The organism is Mesorhizobium sp. M0048 (assembly GCF_040323405.1).
Taxonomy (GTDB): Bacteria; Pseudomonadota; Alphaproteobacteria; order Rhizobiales; family Rhizobiaceae; genus Mesorhizobium.
Map to the genome: position 1 here is coordinate 41,517 of NZ_JAMYUV010000035.1, position 18,127 is coordinate 59,643.

Here is an 18,127-nt window from a genome sequence, read left to right on the forward strand (position 1 = left end):
GCTGGGCGATTGGGCTCGCTACCCTACTCCGCCATGTCCTTGCGGAACGGGGTGTGCTCTTCCAGATATTCGCTCATTCGCTCGACTTCGCGCCGCTCGCGCTGGAGGTAGTCGGCCACTGCATTGCGCAGACCTGGATGGGCGATATAGTGCGCCGAATGCATCGTCACGGGCCGGTAGCCGCGCGCCAGCTTGTGCTCGCCCTGAGCACCGGCTTCAACCACCTTCAGCTTGCGCGAGATGGCGAAATCGATTGCCTGATGGTAGCAGACTTCGAAATGCAGGAATGGGTGGTCCTCGATGCAGCCCCAGTTGCGGCCGTAGAGCGCGTCTGAGCCGATGAAGTTGATGGCGCCCGCTATGTAGCGTCCGTTGCGTTTGGCCATGACCAGCAGGGTGTCGTCGGCCATGCGCTCGCCGATTAGGGAGAAGAAATCGCGGTTGAGGTAGGGCCGGCCCCACTTCCTGCTGCCGGTATCCATGTAGAACGCGAAAAAGTCGTCCCAGGCCTTTTCGGTCAGATCCTTGCCGGTCAGCCAGTCGATCGAGATGCCGTTGGCGAGCGCCTCGCGCCGCTCTTTCTTAATTGCCTTGCGCTTGCGCGAGGCTAATGTCGCGAGAAAATCGTCATAGCTCGAAAAACCTTCGTTGAAGAAGTGAAACTGCTGGTCGGTGCGATGCAGGAAACCGGCCGCCGCGAATATCTGGACATCGTCCTCCGGCGCGAAGGTGACATGGGCGGAAGACACGCCGAGCTTATCCGTCACCGCCTTCAGGCCGGCCGCAAGACCGGCCTTGACGGTGGGACTGTGCTCGCCCTTGCCGACCAGCAGGCGAGGGCCGGTGACGGGCGTGAACGGCACCGCGCATTGCAGCTTCGGGTAGTAGCGCCCGCCGGCGCGTTCGAATGCGTCCGACCAGCCATGGTCGAATACATATTCGCCCTGGCTGTGCGACTTCAGATAGCAGGGGACCGCCCCGAGCAGCTTGCCTCGGGCGGTTTCCAGCCTCAGGTGATGGCCTTGCCAGCCGGTACGCCGAACAGCGCAGCCGGAATCTTCCAGCGCGCTCAAAAAAGCTAATGAAACAAGTGGGTTGTAGCCGTTTTCGGCATCGCCGCGTGTAGTGCCGCCGAGGTTGTCCCATTCAGCGCTGGTAAAGGCCCCGATGCCCGCCGCGATGCGGATCGACAGCTCCGCGTTCGCCGTTTGTCTTTCGCAGTCGTCCCCTTGATCCATGAGGCTTACTTAAGCTCGCTGCTGACCCATACAAGCCCGCTCAAGCAAGCCGTACCAGATCTGGCTCGAATCCTTCGAACGTCATCTGGTCGGCATATTTGAAGGTCAGGTCGACGGCAGGCCGGTCGTGCACGGTCCAGGTGATCACCGGCATCCCGAGTTTTTCTCGCACGAAGGAGACGAACCGGTTCGGCAGATCGCCGGCGGCGTAGGAGGTGAAGGCGATGTCATGCGCCAGCATGGCGAAATGCGCCTCGATCAGGTGGTTGTCGTTGCCGTAGGCGGTCAACCCGCCGGGTATGCCGGGAGCATATTTCGGGAACTCTCGGATCAGCCAATGGTCGAACGACATGATCGCAGTCTTGCCCTTGTATTGCTTGAGCATCTTACCGACGCTTTCGACCAGGCCGTCGTCGTGCCCGGCAGCTCCTTTCAGTTCGACAACCATCGGCACACGGCCGTCGACCAGATCAAGCGCCTGCTGCAGCGTCGGCAAATGGTCGGCGGTGCCGCCGACCTTCAGCGCGGTGATTTCGGCAGCCGTACGCTGCCAGACGAAGCCGTTTTCGCCGGTCAGCCGCCGCAGATCGCCATCGTGGATGATGACGGGGACGCCGTCGGAAGACAGGTGCACGTCGCATTCAATCGCGTAGCCACGCTCGGCCGCCGCGGCGAAGGCGGAAAGGGTGTTCTCCCAGCGCGTCTTGTTCATGTCGTGGAGGCCGCGATGGGCGACGGGCCGGGCGGTCAGCCAGGAAAGATCGGTCATGGTTGCAGTCCCGGTCATTCGACTTCGAAGATCGCTTCGATTTCCACTGCGGCATTAAGCGGCAGGGAGGCGGTGCCGACGGCGGAGCGAGCGTGCGTGCCGCGATCGCCGAGCACCGCGGCGAGAAAATCCGAGGCACCGTTGGCAACCAGATGCTGTTCGACAAAGTCCGGTGCCGAGGCGACGAAGACGGTGATCTTCACCAAGCGACGGATTTTCTCGAGATCGCCAAGTGCTGCCTGGGCTTGCGCCAATATGTTGATCGCACAGTATTTTGCGGCTTCCTTGCCGGTCGCGGTGTCGACATCGCTGCCAAGCAGTCCGCTCGCCTGGAGCTTGCCGTCCTTGAGCGGCAACTGCCCGGCGGTGAACAGCAGATTGCCGGTCCTGCAATAGGGCACGTAATTGGCGGCGGGCGCGGCGGCGGCCGGCAGCGTCACGCCGAGATCGCTTAGCCGCTTTTCGATTGTTTCGCTCATGCTATTTCCCTATTGCTTGAAGGTGCCGCGCAGGCCGGGCCGAAATTGCTATTTTTGCCTCGCTTCCGCCACGACTTTTTTTAAGCTGGACCATCTTTCCATGCGGCCTGCCATTAGCCGCGATGATCGGAGCACCCCATGCGCGCAACGCGCCTCGCATTCAACGCCGTTCTCTTGACAGCGGCTTCCTGGGCGGCTCCCGCTTTTGCGGTGCCGGCGCTGCAGGCGCATCGCGCGGTTTACGACATTTCACTCGACAAAGCCTCCGACCGCTCCGGCATCACCGGCATCACTGGCCGCATGGTCTACGAGTTCAACGGCTCCCCTTGCGAGGGCTATACGGTAAAGTTCCGTTTGGTGACCCAGATCGTAACCAGCGACAACACCAGGCTGACAGACCAGCAGATGACCACCTTTGAGGACGCCGAGGGCAAGACCTTCTCCTTCGTGAACAAATCCTTTGTTGACCAGAACCTCGACAAGGAGGTCAAGGGTACCGCAACGAAGGAGGCCAACGGTCTCAAGGTCGATATCGACAAGCCCGAGAAGAACAGCCTGGAACTCGCGCCGACCCAGTTCCCGACCCAGCAAATGGTCGAAATGATCGGCAAGGCGGAAAAGGGCGAGCGCTTCTACGAAACCAACCTGTTCGACGGCTCTGAGGATGCCAACAAGGTGGTGACCACCACCGTCGTCGTCGGCAAGCAAGCCGATGCCGACAACGCCGATCCGGAAGCGCCGGCGCTGGCCAAGCTCGCCACCGACAAATACTGGCCGGTCGACATCGCCTATTTCGATGATGCCGACAAAGGCGGCGAGGAGGTGCCGGAATACCGGATCAGCTTCAAGCTGCACAAGAACGGCATCACGCGCGATCTCGTCATGGACTATGGCGAGTTCTCGATGACCGGCAAACTGGTCAATCTGTCGCTGTTCGATCAGCCAAAGACCTGCCCGTCGAAATAGGCTCGAACCAACGACAAGCCGCCGGCCGCTATCCGGGATAGTAGCGCTTGATCTTGCGGGCGTGTCGTATCGACTTGAGCATGCCGCAATTGCCCATCATCGCCTAACGACGGTAAGCGCCGTGGGGGAGCAGGTTGAGCAGGATCGACGTTTTTGTGGCGCCGCGGCCCAATGCGACGCTGATCAAGGCCATGACGTTCGTCAACCGAATTGTCATGCTGCACGGCATTCCAGGCTTTCGCGACCTGTTGCCGTTCAACCGTCTGGCCGGTTTGCGCGGCGTCGCCAATGTCCGCCACATCTATTTTCCAGAGGATGACCGGCAAAGGCTGAAGGCTTGTTGCGGTGCGGGCAAGGCGACGTTCATCACGCCCAACCATCCCGAATTCTTTACCGACTGGATGATCGACAAGGAGGTCGTCTCGCGGGTAAGCCCGCTGACGGCATCCTGGGCCACGCACGGCGTCGTCAACGGGCTTGGCCGGCTAATGCAGAAATTCTGGTTGGCCAACAATCTGATCGCGCAAATCCCGGGCAACAGCGCGGCCGCCAAGGAACATTCGGTGGCCTGGGCGCTGAAGGGGCACGGCGTGCTCCTGCATCCCGAAGGCGGTGTCGGCTGGCATGCCAACATCGTTGCCCCGCTGCTGCCAGGTGCGGTCGAAATGCGGTTCGAGGCGCTGAAGCGCGGCCGCCTGACGGATCCGGATTTCAAGGTTTGGATCGCGCCCGTGATCTGGAAGCTTGCTTTCACGGGGAATGTCGAGGCACCGCTGGCAAAGGAATGTGCCTATGTCGAGCACAGCCTGAAGATCGAACGCCGTGCCGCCGATTCGCTGCCGGAGCGCATCCATCATATCTATGCGACGTTGCTGTCGCGCGATGAGGCTGCATATGGCCTGCGGTCCGATGAGCGGGTTTCGTATGACGCACGTCAAAAAGACCTGCTCGCGGAACTCGGCCGTCGCCTTGCTGAACTTGTCTCGGTCGACGCCGACACGCTCGACACTGCCGAGCTTTTGCGGCGCTCGCGGCGCTGGCTGCGGGAGAACATAGACGGCGCCGAAAACCAGGCGCAGGTCCGAACGCTGGCAGATACGATCCAGCGACTGCAGCGTGTCGGGCCGTGGGCCTCAGCCAATCCGCGCATCACGCAGGAGGAGATCGCCGAACATTTGAAGCGGATCCGCAACGACTATTGCAAAGGTACGCTGCGCGATACGATCAACCGTTTCGTGCCGCAGCCGGCAGGCCCACGCCGCGCCTATGTCCGGGTACCGGAGCCGCTTGGCTTGCACGCCTATCAAGGCTCCGTAGAGGAGGCACTCGCCGAACTGCACCACCGGATGCAGGAGACCGTCACCAGGACGATGACGCAACTCGAGGCCGGCGGCGCCTTCATTTTCTGTGCCAATCCCTTCTATCATCGTTAGCGGCGTGTTGGTCGGCGCAAGATGAAGGAGTGCGGCAAACCTCATGGCGGTCTATGTCGATGCGGCGATCTGGAAATGGGTCGGCCACCGCTGGTGTCATCTGCTGGCAGACGATACCGACGAGCTGCATCGCTTCGCCGCGCAGCTCGGCGTCAAGCGCTCGTCCTATCAAGGGCCACCCAAGACATCGGCGCCGCATTATGACATAACCGGGCTGGAGCGTGACCGCGCAGTGCGGTTAGGCGCCATCGAATGCACCCGCGAGGAGATCGTCGCTGTTTTCCGGCGTGTGCGGGTGCCGAAGGGGAAGATGCGACAATGACACCGGTGCGCTGATCGCCGCACGCTGAGCCGCAAGACGCCACACCGCTTGCGTTTGTCGCGCTTCCCCTCTATATGCGCGCTCATTCCACACACGGACTTTGGTGTCTGCCCGGGAGAAATCCGGCTGAAACCTCCGGTGGCGTTTGAGGACAAAGTCCAAAAATGCCTGTGTCCGTGGAGGCTAACCGGAAAGGAAATAAGAATGGCTCTGCCTGATTTCAGCATGCGCCAGCTATTGGAAGCTGGCATTCACTTCGGCCACCAGACCCACCGCTGGAATCCGAAAATGGCGCCCTATATCTACGGCGCCCGCAACAACATCCACATCATCGACCTCTCGCAGACGGTGCCCCTGCTGCACCAGGCGCTGAAGCAGGTTTCCGACACTGTTGCCAAGGGCGGCCGCGTGCTGTTCGTCGGCACCAAGCGCCAGGCCTCCGACATTGTCGCCGATGCCGCGCAGCGCTCGGCCCAGTACTATGTCAATTCGCGCTGGCTCGGCGGCATGCTGACCAACTGGAAGACGATCTCGAATTCCATCCAGCGCCTGCGCAAGCTCGACGAGATGCTGGCCGGCGAGGCTCAGGGCCTGACCAAGAAGGAGCGCCTCAACCTCGATCGCGAGCGTGAAAAGCTCGACAAGGCGCTGGGCGGCATCAAGGATATGGGTTCGACGCCCGATTTGATGTTCGTGATCGACACCAACAAGGAAGCGATCGCCATTCTCGAGGCCAAGCGTCTCGGCATCCCGGTCGTTGCCATCATCGATTCCAACTGCGACCCGGACAAGATCGACTTCCCGATCCCCGGCAATGACGACGCGGCCCGCGCCATCCAGCTGTATTGCGATCTGATCGCCAAGGCAGCTATCGACGGCATCGCCCGTCAGCAGGGCGCGCTCGGTGTCGATATCGGCGCATCGGTCGAGGCTCCGGTCGAGCCGGCGCTCGAGCAGACCCCGGCCGCCGAGAGCCCGGCAGCCCAGACCCCGGAAGCATAGTAGCGAAGGCCGGCTGCGGCCTTCATCTTTCCAATATGTTGGCGCGGTAAGCGCTACCGGCACCAGGCGCATCATCGAAAATCGATGGTGCGTCAGTGCATTTAGACAAAGAGGCGACAATGAGCATTTCGGCTGCACAGGTCAAAGAACTCCGCGACTTGACCGGCGCGGGCATGATGGACTGCAAGGCGGCGTTGAACGAGACCAACGGCAATATGGAAGAAGCCATCGACTGGCTGCGCAAGAAGGGCATTTCCAAGGCCGACAAGAAGGCTGGCCGTACCGCTGCCGAAGGCCTGATCGGCGTCGATTCGGGCGTCCGCGAGGCAGCGATCGTCGAGGTCAATTCCGAGACGGACTTCGTTGCCCGCAATGCTGCGTTCCAAGAGATCGTCGCCAATGTCGCGAAGGTCGCGCTTGCCTATGGCGGCAAGACCGAAGCCGTTGCCGCCGCTCCCTATCCGGGCTCGGGCAAGTCGGTCGCCGAGACCATCAAGGACGCCGTCGGCACCATCGGCGAGAATCTGGGCTTCCGCCGCTCGGCCAAGCTCACCGTCGAGCACGGCGCTGTCGCAACCTACGTTCACAATGCGGTCGCCGACGGCCTTGGCAAGCTCGGCGTGCTGGTGGCCATCGAGACGACAGGCAACGCGCATGCCGCGAACGCCTTCGCCCGTCAGGTTGCCATGCATGTCGCTGCCACCAATCCGATGGCCTTGACCACTGAAGAGCTCGATCCGGCCGCGGTGGAGCGCGAGAAGGCGATCTTCGCCGACCAGGCACGCCAGTCCGGCAAGCCAGAAGCGATTATCGAGAAGATGGTCGAGGGCCGTTTGCGCAAGTTCTACGAAGAGGTCGTGCTGCTCAAGCAGGCTTTCGTGCTCAATCCCGACATCACCGTCGAGAAGGCGCTGAAGGATGCCGAAAGCGAGATCGGCGCGCCAGCCAAAATCGCTGCCTACCTGCGCTTCGCGCTCGGTGAGGGCATCGAGAAGGAAGAGACCGATTTCGCGGCGGAAGTCGCGGCAGCGGTCAAGAAGTAAACTATTCGTTTAAAAGTCTTTTTCGGCCGGGTGTCCGCGAGGATGCCCGGCCGATTCTTGCGCGGCGTAGGATCAACTCAAGGACGACCTCGGCGCGCTCGATTTCGACATTGCGCAGGACCTTCGGGCACGGCTCGATGCGGTGAGCCGGTCTTTCACACCCTTTTTCGTATTCGTTCTTCGGCTCGGAAATACAGGATGGCCTTACCGGAGGTCAGACAGTCGGTGACAAGCCGGCTGGCAACATGCCGAACCCGTTCATGCAAGGTGCTTTTGCCGTGTAAGCTGAAGCTGGAAGAGAGTTTTCGGGCTCGGGCGCCGCGTGACATCGTGGCGCCCTTCGTGTATCGGAACGCCCAGTGTTTCGGGGCGCACCGAAACGCGTCACACGCACGATGACGAGGACCAGATGACGGTGAAGCCCCTCTACCGACGTGTCTTGCTGAAAGCATCGGGCGAAGCGTTAATGGGCGAGCAGCATTTCGGCATCGACGTATCGGTGGTCGACCGCATCGCCGCCGACATCGCCGAGGCCCGCGCATTGGGCATCGAAGTCGGTGTCGTCATAGGGGGCGGCAACATCTTCCGTGGCGTCGCAGTCGCGTCAAAAGGCGGAGACCGCGTCACCGGCGACCATATGGGCATGCTTGCCACCGTCATCAATTCGCTGGCGCTGCGCACCTCGCTCAACAAGATCGGCGTCGACGCCGTGGTGCTGTCGGCGATCGCCATGCCCGAGCTTTGCGAAAGTTTTTCGCAGCGTCAGGCGACCGCCTACATGAACCAGGGCAAGGTCGTTATCTTCGCCGGCGGCACCGGCAATCCGTTCTTCACCACCGATTCGGCTGCAGCCCTTCGCGCCGCCGAGATCGGAGCCGATGCTCTGTTCAAGGGCACCCAGGTCGATGGTGTCTATTCGGCTGATCCCAAGAAGGACCCGCACGCGACACGTTTCGAGCGGATCAGCCATGACGAAGTCATCAAACGCGGGCTTTCGATCATGGATACGGCGGCGATTGCACTTGCGCGCGAAAACAACATTCCGATAATCGTCTATTCGATCCACGAGAAGGGTGGTTTCGGCGATATCCTGAGGGGTGGCGGCCGTTGCACGGTCGTCGCAGACGATTGACCGGACCATGAACCCGAAAGGGATCGGTTGCGGATGAGGCTCGAACAGGGCTTACCCTAAGCAGTGAACCCGGGTTAACGGGTCGAGGAGACGATGATGAATGGCGAATACGACGATCTCAAACGGCGCATGGACGGGGCGATCGCCGCGTTCAAGCATGATCTGGCTTCGCTGCGCACCGGCCGCGCGTCGAGCAACCTGCTCGATGCCGTCCAGGTGCAGGCCTATGGCACCACCATGCCGATCAACCAGGTGGCAACAGTGTCGGTTCCGGAACCGCGCATGATTTCGGTTTCGGTCTGGGACAAGTCGATGGTCAGCGCGGTCGACCGTGCCATCCGTGAAGCCAATCTCGGGTTCAATCCTATCGTCGACGGTACCAATCTCAGGATTCCGCTGCCCGAGCTCAACGAACAGCGCCGCAAGGAGCTGGTGAAGATCTCGCACGGTTATGCCGAGAATGCCCGTGTCGCCGCACGACACGTTCGCCGGGACGGCATGGACTTTCTGAAAAAGGCGGAAAAGGACGGCGACATCAGTGAGGACGACCATCGCAAACGGGCCGACCAGGTTCAGAAACTGACCGACGAGACAATCAGCACCATCGACCACCTGCTTTCCGACAAGGAAGCGGAAATCATGCAGGTCTAGGGTCTGGCCACGGCTGGCCCGGAAGTGAGAACATGGCAACGCCCGCGCATGTCGCGATCATCATGGACGGAAACGGACGCTGGGCCAAGGCGCGCGGCTTGCCTCGGCTGGCTGGTCACCGCGCCGGCGTTGAGGCGCTGCGCAAGACAGTGCGCGCCGCCCCCGGCCTCGGCATCTCCTTCCTGACCGTCTACGCTTTTTCGTCGGAAAACTGGTCACGACCGAAATCTGAAGTCAGCGACCTCATGGGCCTGCTGAAGCTTTTCATCCGACGTGACCTCGCCGAGCTGCACCAGAGTGGGGTGCGGATCAGGGTCATCGGTGACAGGGCAGGGCTGCAGCCCGACATAAGGGGCCTGCTTGAGGAAGCCGAAACGCTCACTCTCCGCAACGAAGCGCTGACGCTGGTCATTGCCTTCAATTACGGCGGGCGCGACGAGATCGTGCGCACCGCGCGCAAGCTCGCAGCTGCGGTGGCGCGCGGTGAGATCGACAGCGAGGCGATCACGGCCGAGTCCTTTGCCAGCTCGCTCGATACAGAGGGCATTCCGGATCCGGAACTGGTCATCCGCACCAGCGGCGAGCTTCGGTTGTCGAATTTCCTGTTATGGCAGGCTGCCTATAGTGAACTCGTTTTTCTGCCTTGCTATTGGCCCGACTTCAGTCGCGAGCACCTGTCCGATGCACTGCGCGATTTCGCCGGCCGCGAGCGCCGCTTCGGCGGACTTGCCGCCCAAGATGTCGCCTCAGGCTGAGGAATGAGCAACCTCCAACTCCGGGTCATTTCGGCCGTCGTGCTTGCCATCGTGACGCTTGGCCTGACCTGGCTCGGCGGACTGCCCTTCCGGTTGCTTTGCGCTGCCATGGCGGCGGTGATCTTCTACGAGTGGACGCGGATGAGCCGCCCCGTTGCCCCGGCAGGTGCTAGTCCTATGGCAGGTCTCGGCTTTCTGCCCGAGGCGCTGATCGTGGTCTTTATTGGTGCCCTCGTCGCCGGCCTGCCTGCGTCTTTGCTGCTGCCGCTCGTGGCGGCTCTGGTTGCTGTCACTGCCATCGCGGCGTCGATGCGAAAGGCAGGACCGTGGGAAGCATCCGGCCTTGCCTATGCGGCCGTATCGGGCTTATCGCTGGCCTTCTTGCGTGATGGCGACCATTCAGGGCTGCTGGCCATTCTGTTCCTATTCGCCGTGGTTTGGGCGACCGATATTTTTGCTTATTTCGTCGGCCGCTCCGTCGGTGGCCCAAGGCTGGCGCCGTCGATCTCGCCGGGCAAGACGCGGAGCGGGGCGCTCGGTGGGGTGGTCGGCGGCGTAGTGGCCGGTCTGCTTCTGGCCGCAGTAGCCGGAACGGGCAACCTCGCCGTGCTTGGCGTGGTCGCACTGGTGCTTTCGATCGTCGCGCAGGCCGGCGACCTGTTCGAATCATGGGTCAAGCGACGCCACGGCCGTAAAGATTCCGGCACGCTGATACCCGGCCATGGCGGCATCATGGATCGGGTCGATGGGCTTGTCGCGGCGGCTTTCGCCCTATACGTCATCGGCTGGATTTCCGCGACCGCCGACCATCCGGCACAGGGGCTGTTTCCGGTTTGAACGGCATCGTCGGTGGGCCGGCGCGGGGCTGCGTCATGGATTCGCCTGGATTGATGTCACAGTCGCGGCGTGATCTGCGCCGTGGATGAATTTGAGGGCATGAATTGAACGAGATTCTTCACGCGGTTTTCAGCACGGACGGCCTTGTCCTCGGTACGCTGGTGCCTTTCCTGTTCGTGCTGACCGTGGTCGTGTTCGTCCACGAAATGGGCCATTACCTCGTCGGCCGCTGGTGCGGTATCGGCGCAAAAGCCTTTTCGATCGGTTTCGGCCCAGAGATCATCGGCTTCAACGACAGCCGCGGCACCCGCTGGAAGCTTTGCGCCATACCGCTCGGCGGCTACGTCAAGTTCGTCGGCGATATGAACGCGACGTCGAGCCAGCCCAGCTCGGAGGAGGTCGAGGCGCTGAGCGACGACGAACGCAAGGTTGCCTTCCACACGCAGCCGATCTGGAAGCGGGCGGCGACCGTCGTGGCGGGGCCGCTGTTCAACTTCCTGCTGACGATCGCCGTCTTTGCCGTGCTGTTTTCCATATATGGTCGGCCGGTATACGAGCCGATGGTGGCTGAAGTCACCGAAGGCAGTCCGGCAGCGGCGGCCGGCATCATGCCCGGTGACCGATTCGTCAGCGTCGACGGCAGCAAGGTCGAGACCTTTGCCGACGTCCAGCGTCTGGTTTCGGGCCGCGCCGGCGACAGCATCACCTTCGTTATGTTACGCGGCGGCAAGGAAATCACCGTCACGGCGACGCCGCGTTTGATGGAACAACAAGACGCATTGGGCAACAAAGCCCAGGTGGCCGTGATCGGCGTCATCAACAACAAGGAACTCGGCCAGCCGCGGCTGATCACCTACAGCCCGGCCGGGGCAGTCGGGGCGGCCATCCAGGAAACCGGCCACGTCATCCAGCGCACCGGCCAGTTCCTGCAGCGTTTCGTTGTTGGCCGCGAGGACAAGTGCCAGCTGGGCGGGCCCATCAAGATCGCCAAGATGTCGGGCCAGGCGGCAAAGCTCGGCTTCGAATTGCTCGTCCAGCTTGTTGCATATCTGTCAGTCGGGATAGGAATTCTCAATCTTCTGCCGATTCCCCCCCTCGACGGAGGGCATCTTCTGTTCTACGGCGTGGAAGCTGTCATCCGACGGCCGGTGTCCGAACGGATGATGGAAATGGCTTATCGGAGCGGCCTCATCCTGGTGCTCGGCTTCATGGGTTTTGTTTTCTGGAACGATCTGTTTGGGTGCTGAAATCATGAAGAAATTTGGCTTCAGCGCGACCAATGTTGAGACGCCGTTTACCATGCGTGGGGATATGCGTGACGCGAAAGCCACGCCACAGGGTTAAGTAAATACAAATTAACCAGAAGCCTTGCGTGTAGGGAAAATCCGGTTAATACGGTAGGGGAAATTACCGCACGTCCGGTTTTCTCGCCGTGGGGACTTCGAGAAAAGGTACAAAAGCCCGATGAAGGCAGCATCCAAGTTTCTGAGCGCCGCGTCCGCGGTGGCTATGTCCGCTGCTCTGGTTGTACCAGGCGCGCTCGCAGTGCAGTTCGTTGCCACATCGGCCGCCGAGGCGGCTGTCGTCTCCAGAGTCGAAGTCACCGGCAATCAGCGTGTCGACGCGGACACCATCCGCAATTACGTGACAATCAAGCCCGGCAAGGCGTTTTCCAGCTCCGACATCGACGATGCGGTCAAGGCGCTGTTTGGCACCGGGCTGTTTTCGGACGTGCAGATCAACCAGGTCGGATCGACGCTGGTCATCAAGGTTTCCGAATACCAGGTCGTCAACCAGGTGCTGTTCCAGGGCAACAAGAAGCTCAAGGACAACGCGCTTGCAGCCGCGGTGCAATTGAAGCCGCGCGGCACCTTCTCGCAACAACAGCTCGACGCCGATGTCGAGGCGGTCAAGGCCGCCTACCGGCGTATCGGCCGCGACGATGCCGCCGTGACCACCCAGATCATGGATCTCGGCGACAACCGGGTAAACGTGGTCTTCAACATCAACGAAGGCGGCCGCACCCAGATTGCGGCGATCAATTTCGTCGGCAACAGCGCCTATTCGAGCCGCCGTCTGTCGGACATCATCTCCACCAAGCGCTCGTCCTTCCTGTCGTTCGTGCTGCGCGACGATGTTTATGACGAGGACAAGCTGCGCGCCGACCAGGAGCTGCTGCGCCGCTTCTATTATAATCACGGCTATGCCGACTTCCAGGTCGTCTCGGCTGTCGGCGAACTCGACGACACAACCAACAAATACACCGTTACCATCACGGTGCAGGAGGGCGAGCGGTATACGTTCGGGGACGTCAGCGTCGAAAGCACGATCCCCGAGGTCGACAGCAAGTCGCTTGAATCGGTGGTCGAGACCCACAAGGGCGATGTCTATAACGCCAAGGATGTCGAGGACACGATCATCGCGCTGACCGAAAAGGTCGCCGGTTCTGGTTATGCCTTTGCCCAGGTGACGCCGCGCGGTGACCGCAACTTCGAAAACCACACCATCTCTGTCGTTTATACGATCGACCAGGGCACCAAGGCCTATATCGAGCGCATCGAGATCCGCGGCAACGATCGGACGCGCGACTACGTCATTCGCCGCGAGTTCGATGTCAGCGAAGGCGACGCTTTCAATCAGGTTCTCATCCAGCGCGCGAAGAGGCGGCTGGAAGCACTCGATTATTTTGAGAAAGTCGAGATTTCCACCGTTCCGGGCTCTGAGCCTGATCAAGTCGTGCTGGTGGTCGACGTGGTCGAGAAATCGACCGGTGAGTTCTCGGTCGGTGCCGGTTATTCGACTGGTGGCGAGACGGCTGGTCCGTCCGTAGAAGGTTCAATCAGTGAGCGGAACTTCCTCGGCCGCGGCCAATTCATCAAGGTGGCGGCTGGCGGCGGCAAGAACTCGCGCGATTACAGCTTCTCGTTTACCGAACCGTACTTCCTTGGTCGCCGTATCGCTGCCGGATTCGACATCTACAAGCAGACTCGAAACTATGACCATTACGATAGCGACACGACGGGCGCGACAGTGCGCTTCGGCCTGCCGATTACCGACAACATCTCGACGCAGCTCGCGTATAATATCGCTCAGGAGAAGTATGAGTTCGACGAGGACTGCGACCCTGCCACCTGCGATGTCTCCCAGGCGATTATAAACGGTGTCGAAGAGAGTCCGTGGCTCAAATCGTCGGTTAGTCTCGGCCTAGTTTACAATACCATTGACGACATGAAGAATCCCCATGAAGGCATTTTTGCCAACGTCGGCACGGAAGTGGCTGGCGTGGGCGGCGACGCCAAGTTCATCAAGGTGACAGCGCGCGGCAGCATTTATCAAACGTTGTCCGAACAATTGGATCTGGTAGGCCTCATTTCTGGCGGTGCCGGCCATGTCCAGGGATATGGCAGCGGCGACCTGCGTGTCTTCGACCATTTCCAGAGCAGCGATCGAATGATCCGCGGTTTCGAATATGGCGGCATCGGTCCGGTTGCCTCGGACAACAGCAATGACCATCTCGGCGGCACCACTTACTTCAATGCCTCGGCGGAAGCGCAGTTCCCGCTGCCGGTCATCCCGGAAAGCTTCGGTTTGCGCGGCGCGGTATTCGCCGATGCGGCAACGCTCTACGGCAGCAAGATTGCCTCCAACCTCGTCAATCAGTCGACGACCGGCATGGAATGGCGCGCTTCTGTCGGCGTCGGTCTGATGTGGGCATCGCCTTTCGGCCCGATCCGCATCGACTATGCGATCCCGGTCAAGAAGGAAAAGACCGACGACGTGCAGGAATTCAACTTCGGCATATCGACCCGCTTCTAATGTGCGGGTAACGATGCTTCCGGCTCGTTTGGATCCGGATGTCAGTGATCCGACACTACAGCGCAGTGCGTCCTATCGGACGCTCAAAGAACGTTGTAGCAATTTGATTTGCGCATGATCCTTTCCGAGGATCGATTTCCGATTTCGGGGTCATACGCTAGCTGGATATTGCTTCTGGAATGACCGATCCGGTGTTCTTCGCGCCCTCACGCCGGTATACGGCCGGCGAAGTCGCGAATCTGACCGGCTCGATGCTTGTCGATTCCGCTCTCTCCGATGTTTCGATCGACGCTCTGGCTCCCGCCAACGAAGGCGGCGAGAACGCCCTTGTCTTCGTCGATGGCAGGCGCAATTTCGCCCTGATGCAGTCACTGCGGGCGGCAGCGGTTCTCTGCCCTGCCGAATTTGCCGCCAAGGCGCCAGCGGGCATCGCGGTTCTGGTGCATCCGCGCCCGCAGCAGGCTTTCGCAATGGTCGGGCGCCTGCTTTTCCCGGCGGCTGCGACGCCTGGACCGATGACCGGCGAAACCGGTATCTCGCCGCACGCCCATATCGATGCGACCGCCCATGTCGAGCCCGGTGCGATCATCGAAGCGGGCGCGGTCATCGGACCGCGCGCTGCCATCGGCAGCGGAACCGTCATTGCCCCTCATGCGGTTATCGGTCCTTCCTCGCAGATTGGCCGCGACGGCTATGTCGGTCCAGGTGCCAGCGTGCAATATGCATTGATCGGCAATCGCGTTATCATTCATGGCGGCGCCAGGATCGGCCAGGATGGCTTCGGCTTTGTGGCCGGCGCAAAGGGTCCTGAGCGGGTTCCGCAGATCGGCCGCGTCATCATCCAGGACGACGTCGAGATCGGGTCGAATACGACCGTCGATCGCGGCGCCATGTCCGACACGATCATCGGCCAGGGCACCAAGATCGACAATCTGGTGCAGATCGCGCACAACGTTCGCATCGGCCGCAATTGCATAATAGCCGGGCTTTCGGGTATTTCCGGTTCAGTGACGATAGGCGACAACGTCACCATGGGTGGCGGCGTCGGCCTTGCGGATCATTTGACCATCGGGTCCGGCGCCAAGCTTGCGGCAAGAAGCGGGTTTATGAGCAATGTGCCTGCCGGTGAGATTTGGGGAGGATATCCGGCGCAGCCGATGGCGGAAGCCATGCGCGAGATAGCGGCCTTGCGCAGACTTGCACGGACGCGCAGACAGGGTGAGGGGGGAAATGGCTGACATCGCAGCGGCGACGCTCGAAGCGGTTGACATAATGCGGCTGATGAAGCTCCTGCCGCACCGCTATCCGTTCTTGATGATCGACCGTATCGTCGACATAGATGGCGACGAATCCGCAATCGGCATCAAGAACGTCACCATAAACGAGCCGCATTTCCAAGGTCATTTCCCTGACCAGCCGGTCATGCCCGGCGTGCTGATCATCGAGGCGATGGCGCAGACGGCCGGCGCCATCTGCATCCGCAGCCTTGGTACGGAAAAGCCGTCGCTGGTTTATTTCCTGACCATCGACAATGCCAAGTTCCGCAAGCCGGTCGTTCCAGGCGACCAGTTGAAAATTCATGTGAAGAAAATCAAGAAACGCGGCAATCTTCTCAAATTCGCTTGCGAGGCCCTCGTCGATGGCGCCAAGGCGGCGGAAGCCGAGATCTCGGCGATGATGGTCGCAAGCGGCTGACAAACGAATGCTAATGAAAATCCAGACAGTCATCCATCCATCGTCGGTCATCGAGGCAGGCGCCCAAATCGGCGAAGGCGCCCGCATCGGGCCCTTCTGTCACGTCGGCCCCGATGCCGTGATCGGCGACCGCGTCGAGCTGGTCAGCCATGTCTCGGTGATTGGCGCGACCACCATCGGTGCATCGACCAAGGTTTATCCGATGGCGATACTGGGCGGACCACCGCAGAACACCAAGCACAAGGGCGGCCGTACCACGCTGGTGATCGGCGAGAACTGCACGATCCGCGAAGGCGTCACCATGCATGTCGGCACCGATTCCAGCCGCGGCGAAACGACGATCGGCGACAACGGCAATTTCCTTGCCTATGCCCACATTGCCCATGACTGCGTGGTCGGCAAGAACGCCACCTTCGCCAATCAAGCGACGTTAGGCGGGCATTGCGAAGTCGGTGACAATGTCTACATCGGCGGCCTTACCGCGGTTCATCAGTTTGTCCGCATCGGCGATAACGCCTTTCTCGGCGGCTGCTCGGCGATCGTCGGCGACGTCATTCCCTACGCCATCGCCGTTGGCAACCGTGCCAGCCTTCGCGGCCTCAACATCATTGGGCTGAAGCGCGCCGGCCTGCCACGTTCGGAGATCCATTTGCTGCGCAAAGCCTATAAGACGATCTTCGATCGCTCCCGGACCGTCGGCGAAAACATCGAATTCGCCAAGGCGGAGTTCGCCTCGTCGCCGACTGCCATGAAGATCGTCGATTTCATCGCCGGTCGCGGCAAGCGGCACTATGCCGTGCCGTCGCTCAAGGGTGGCGACGGCGACGATACCGATGATGAAGACTGAGAGCAGATGACGAAGATTGAGGCTGCCGGAAAGGGCCTTGATCTCGCGCCAGATGCCAAGGTCGGCATCATCGCCGGCGGCGGCAGCCTCCCGGTCGAAATTGCCCGAGCGCTCGCCCGGCAAGGCAAATTGCCCTTCATCGTGATGGCGGCGGGCGAGGTCGATCGCATAGCCGATTTCGAGCCCTATGAGCAGGCAACCTTGAGGCTGGAAGACGTCGGCTCGCTGTTGCCGATCCTCAAGCAGCATCACGTTACGCATCTGGTGACCGCGGGTCATATCACGCGCCGCCCCAGGCTGAGCGCCATGCGCCTCAATTTGGGCCTGCTCGCCTGGCTGCCCAGCCTTTTTGTCGGTGTAACCCGGGGAGACGATACGGTGCTGAAATTGTTCGTGCGCAGGATCGAGCGCAGCGGCATCAAAGTCGTCGGCGCTCACGAGATCGTGCCGGAGCTGGTCGCCGCCGAAGGACTGCTGACCAAGGCGGCGCCACGCAAAGCCGACTGGCGCGACATCGAGGCGGCGCACGCGGCGGCAAAAGCCATCGGCGCGCTGGACATCGGCCAAGCGGCTGTTGCGGTCGGCGGCCGCGCCATTGCGCTGGAAGGCGTCGAAGGGACTGACGGGCTGCTCGAGCGGACAAGGGAATTGCGCGGGCACGGCAGGCTGGCGGGCAGGACGCGCGGTGTCCTGGTCAAATGCGCCAAGCCCGGTCAGGAACTGCGTGCCGATCTGCCCTCCATTGGCCCGCTGACCGTCGAGGCGGCGCATGCCGCCGGACTGGCCGGCATTGCCGTAGAAGCCGGCCGCTCGCTGGTGCTCGAAGGTCCCGCCACCATCGGGCGTGCCAATGCGCTCGGCCTGTTCGTGATCGGGCTGCCTGCTGCGGAGCCGGCGCATGGCGAATGAGCGGCCGTTGAAGATAGCCGTCGTCGCCGGCGAGGAGTCCGGCGACCTGCTTGGTGCCGATCTTGTGCAGGCGTTAAAACGCATGACCGGGCGCGACGTTCGGCTTGTCGGCATCGGCGGTCGCCATTTGCAGGCGCTCGGCCTGGCGCCATTGTTCGACGGCAGCGAGATCGCGCTGATGGGGCTTAGCGCTATCCTGCGCGACCTGCCGCGCCTGATGCGGCGGATCGGCC

18 protein-coding genes and 1 pseudogene are annotated in these 18,127 nt (G+C 61.4%); 16 read left to right on the forward strand and 3 right to left on the reverse strand.

Annotation, left to right across the window (positions count from 1 at the left end; genetic code table 11):
- Positions 1–23: 23 nt before the first annotated feature.
- Genes NKJ84_RS23735 through NKJ84_RS23745 form a run of 3 tightly spaced genes read right to left on the reverse strand, consistent with a single transcriptional unit; the run spans position 24 to position 2,486 of the window.
- Positions 24–1,238 (reverse strand): GNAT family N-acetyltransferase, encoded by a 1,215-nt coding sequence (locus tag NKJ84_RS23735; RefSeq protein WP_352508480.1) that lies wholly within the window; start codon positions 1,236–1,238, stop codon positions 24–26.
- Between the two features lie 40 nt (positions 1,239–1,278).
- The gene (locus tag NKJ84_RS23740) at positions 1,279–2,007 is read right to left on the reverse strand and encodes a glycerophosphodiester phosphodiesterase (RefSeq protein ID WP_352508481.1); all 729 of its coding nucleotides are present in this window, start codon (positions 2,005–2,007) and stop codon (positions 1,279–1,281) included.
- Between the two features lie 14 nt (positions 2,008–2,021).
- Positions 2,022–2,486 (reverse strand): RidA family protein, encoded by a 465-nt coding sequence (locus NKJ84_RS23745; protein ID WP_352508482.1) that lies wholly within the window; start codon positions 2,484–2,486, stop codon positions 2,022–2,024.
- 138 nt (positions 2,487–2,624) lie between these two features.
- Here NKJ84_RS23745 and NKJ84_RS23750 point away from each other — a divergent pair, with 138 nt between their 5' ends.
- From NKJ84_RS23750 to NKJ84_RS23825, 16 genes and pseudogenes are all read left to right on the forward strand, one after another.
- Positions 2,625–3,452: a cell envelope integrity EipB family protein gene (locus NKJ84_RS23750; RefSeq protein ID WP_023674927.1), complete on the forward strand. Its 828-nt coding sequence runs from the start codon at positions 2,625–2,627 to the stop codon at positions 3,450–3,452.
- Positions 3,453–3,586: 134 nt separating this feature from the next.
- Positions 3,587–4,885, forward strand: a complete 1,299-nt coding sequence (locus NKJ84_RS23755; protein ID WP_352508483.1) for a lysophospholipid acyltransferase family protein — start codon at positions 3,587–3,589, stop codon at positions 4,883–4,885.
- A 43-nt stretch (positions 4,886–4,928) separates the two neighbouring features.
- Positions 4,929–5,207 carry a DUF4031 domain-containing protein gene (locus NKJ84_RS23760; RefSeq protein WP_352508484.1) on the forward strand — a complete coding sequence of 93 codons (279 nt, stop codon included), beginning with the start codon at positions 4,929–4,931 and terminating at the stop codon, positions 5,205–5,207.
- Positions 5,208–5,411: 204 nt separating this feature from the next.
- Positions 5,412–6,209 (forward strand): 30S ribosomal protein S2, encoded by a 798-nt coding sequence (gene rpsB / locus NKJ84_RS23765; RefSeq protein WP_254817316.1) that lies wholly within the window; start codon positions 5,412–5,414, stop codon positions 6,207–6,209.
- A gap of 119 nt (positions 6,210–6,328) precedes the next feature.
- Complete coding sequence (gene tsf, locus NKJ84_RS23770) at positions 6,329–7,252, forward strand: translation elongation factor Ts (RefSeq protein WP_352471655.1); 924 nt, start codon at positions 6,329–6,331, stop codon at positions 7,250–7,252.
- 409 nt (positions 7,253–7,661) lie between these two features.
- Positions 7,662–8,384 (forward strand): UMP kinase, encoded by a 723-nt coding sequence (pyrH, locus tag NKJ84_RS23775; RefSeq protein WP_023674934.1) that lies wholly within the window; start codon positions 7,662–7,664, stop codon positions 8,382–8,384.
- Between the two features lie 96 nt (positions 8,385–8,480).
- Positions 8,481–9,035 carry a ribosome recycling factor gene (gene frr / locus NKJ84_RS23780; protein ID WP_352508485.1) on the forward strand — a complete coding sequence of 185 codons (555 nt, stop codon included), beginning with the start codon at positions 8,481–8,483 and terminating at the stop codon, positions 9,033–9,035.
- 32 nt (positions 9,036–9,067) lie between these two features.
- Entirely contained in the window at positions 9,068–9,790 is a 723-nt protein-coding gene (locus tag NKJ84_RS23785; RefSeq protein ID WP_352508486.1) for an isoprenyl transferase, read from the forward strand.
- Positions 9,791–9,793: 3 nt separating this feature from the next.
- On the forward strand, positions 9,794–10,627 hold the full coding sequence (locus NKJ84_RS23790) for a phosphatidate cytidylyltransferase (RefSeq protein ID WP_352508488.1): 834 nt from the start codon (positions 9,794–9,796) through the stop codon (positions 10,625–10,627).
- A gap of 104 nt (positions 10,628–10,731) precedes the next feature.
- Entirely contained in the window at positions 10,732–11,874 is a 1,143-nt protein-coding gene (rseP, locus tag NKJ84_RS23795) for an RIP metalloprotease RseP (RefSeq protein WP_352508489.1), read from the forward strand.
- A 217-nt stretch (positions 11,875–12,091) separates the two neighbouring features.
- The gene (bamA, locus tag NKJ84_RS23800) at positions 12,092–14,443 is read left to right on the forward strand and encodes an outer membrane protein assembly factor BamA (RefSeq protein WP_352508490.1); all 2,352 of its coding nucleotides are present in this window, start codon (positions 12,092–12,094) and stop codon (positions 14,441–14,443) included.
- A gap of 179 nt (positions 14,444–14,622) precedes the next feature.
- Positions 14,623–15,681, forward strand: coding sequence for a UDP-3-O-(3-hydroxymyristoyl)glucosamine N-acyltransferase (lpxD, locus tag NKJ84_RS23805; protein ID WP_352508491.1), 1,059 nt, complete (start codon positions 14,623–14,625; stop codon positions 15,679–15,681).
- Positions 15,674–16,138: a 3-hydroxyacyl-ACP dehydratase FabZ gene (fabZ, locus tag NKJ84_RS23810; protein ID WP_023674942.1), complete on the forward strand. Its 465-nt coding sequence runs from the start codon at positions 15,674–15,676 to the stop codon at positions 16,136–16,138. The genes lpxD and fabZ overlap by 8 nt, the downstream gene beginning before the upstream one ends.
- 13 nt (positions 16,139–16,151) lie before the next feature.
- Positions 16,152–16,985, forward strand: coding sequence for an acyl-ACP--UDP-N-acetylglucosamine O-acyltransferase (gene lpxA / locus NKJ84_RS23815; RefSeq protein WP_352478915.1), 834 nt, complete (start codon positions 16,152–16,154; stop codon positions 16,983–16,985).
- Between the two features lie 6 nt (positions 16,986–16,991).
- Positions 16,992–17,894, forward strand: coding sequence for an LpxI family protein (locus NKJ84_RS23820; RefSeq protein ID WP_502904039.1), 903 nt, complete (start codon positions 16,992–16,994; stop codon positions 17,892–17,894).
- A pseudogene (locus tag NKJ84_RS23825) lies at positions 17,884–18,127 on the forward strand (lipid-A-disaccharide synthase); the annotation flags it as partial. The gene NKJ84_RS23820 and the pseudogene NKJ84_RS23825, both read left to right, overlap by 11 nt.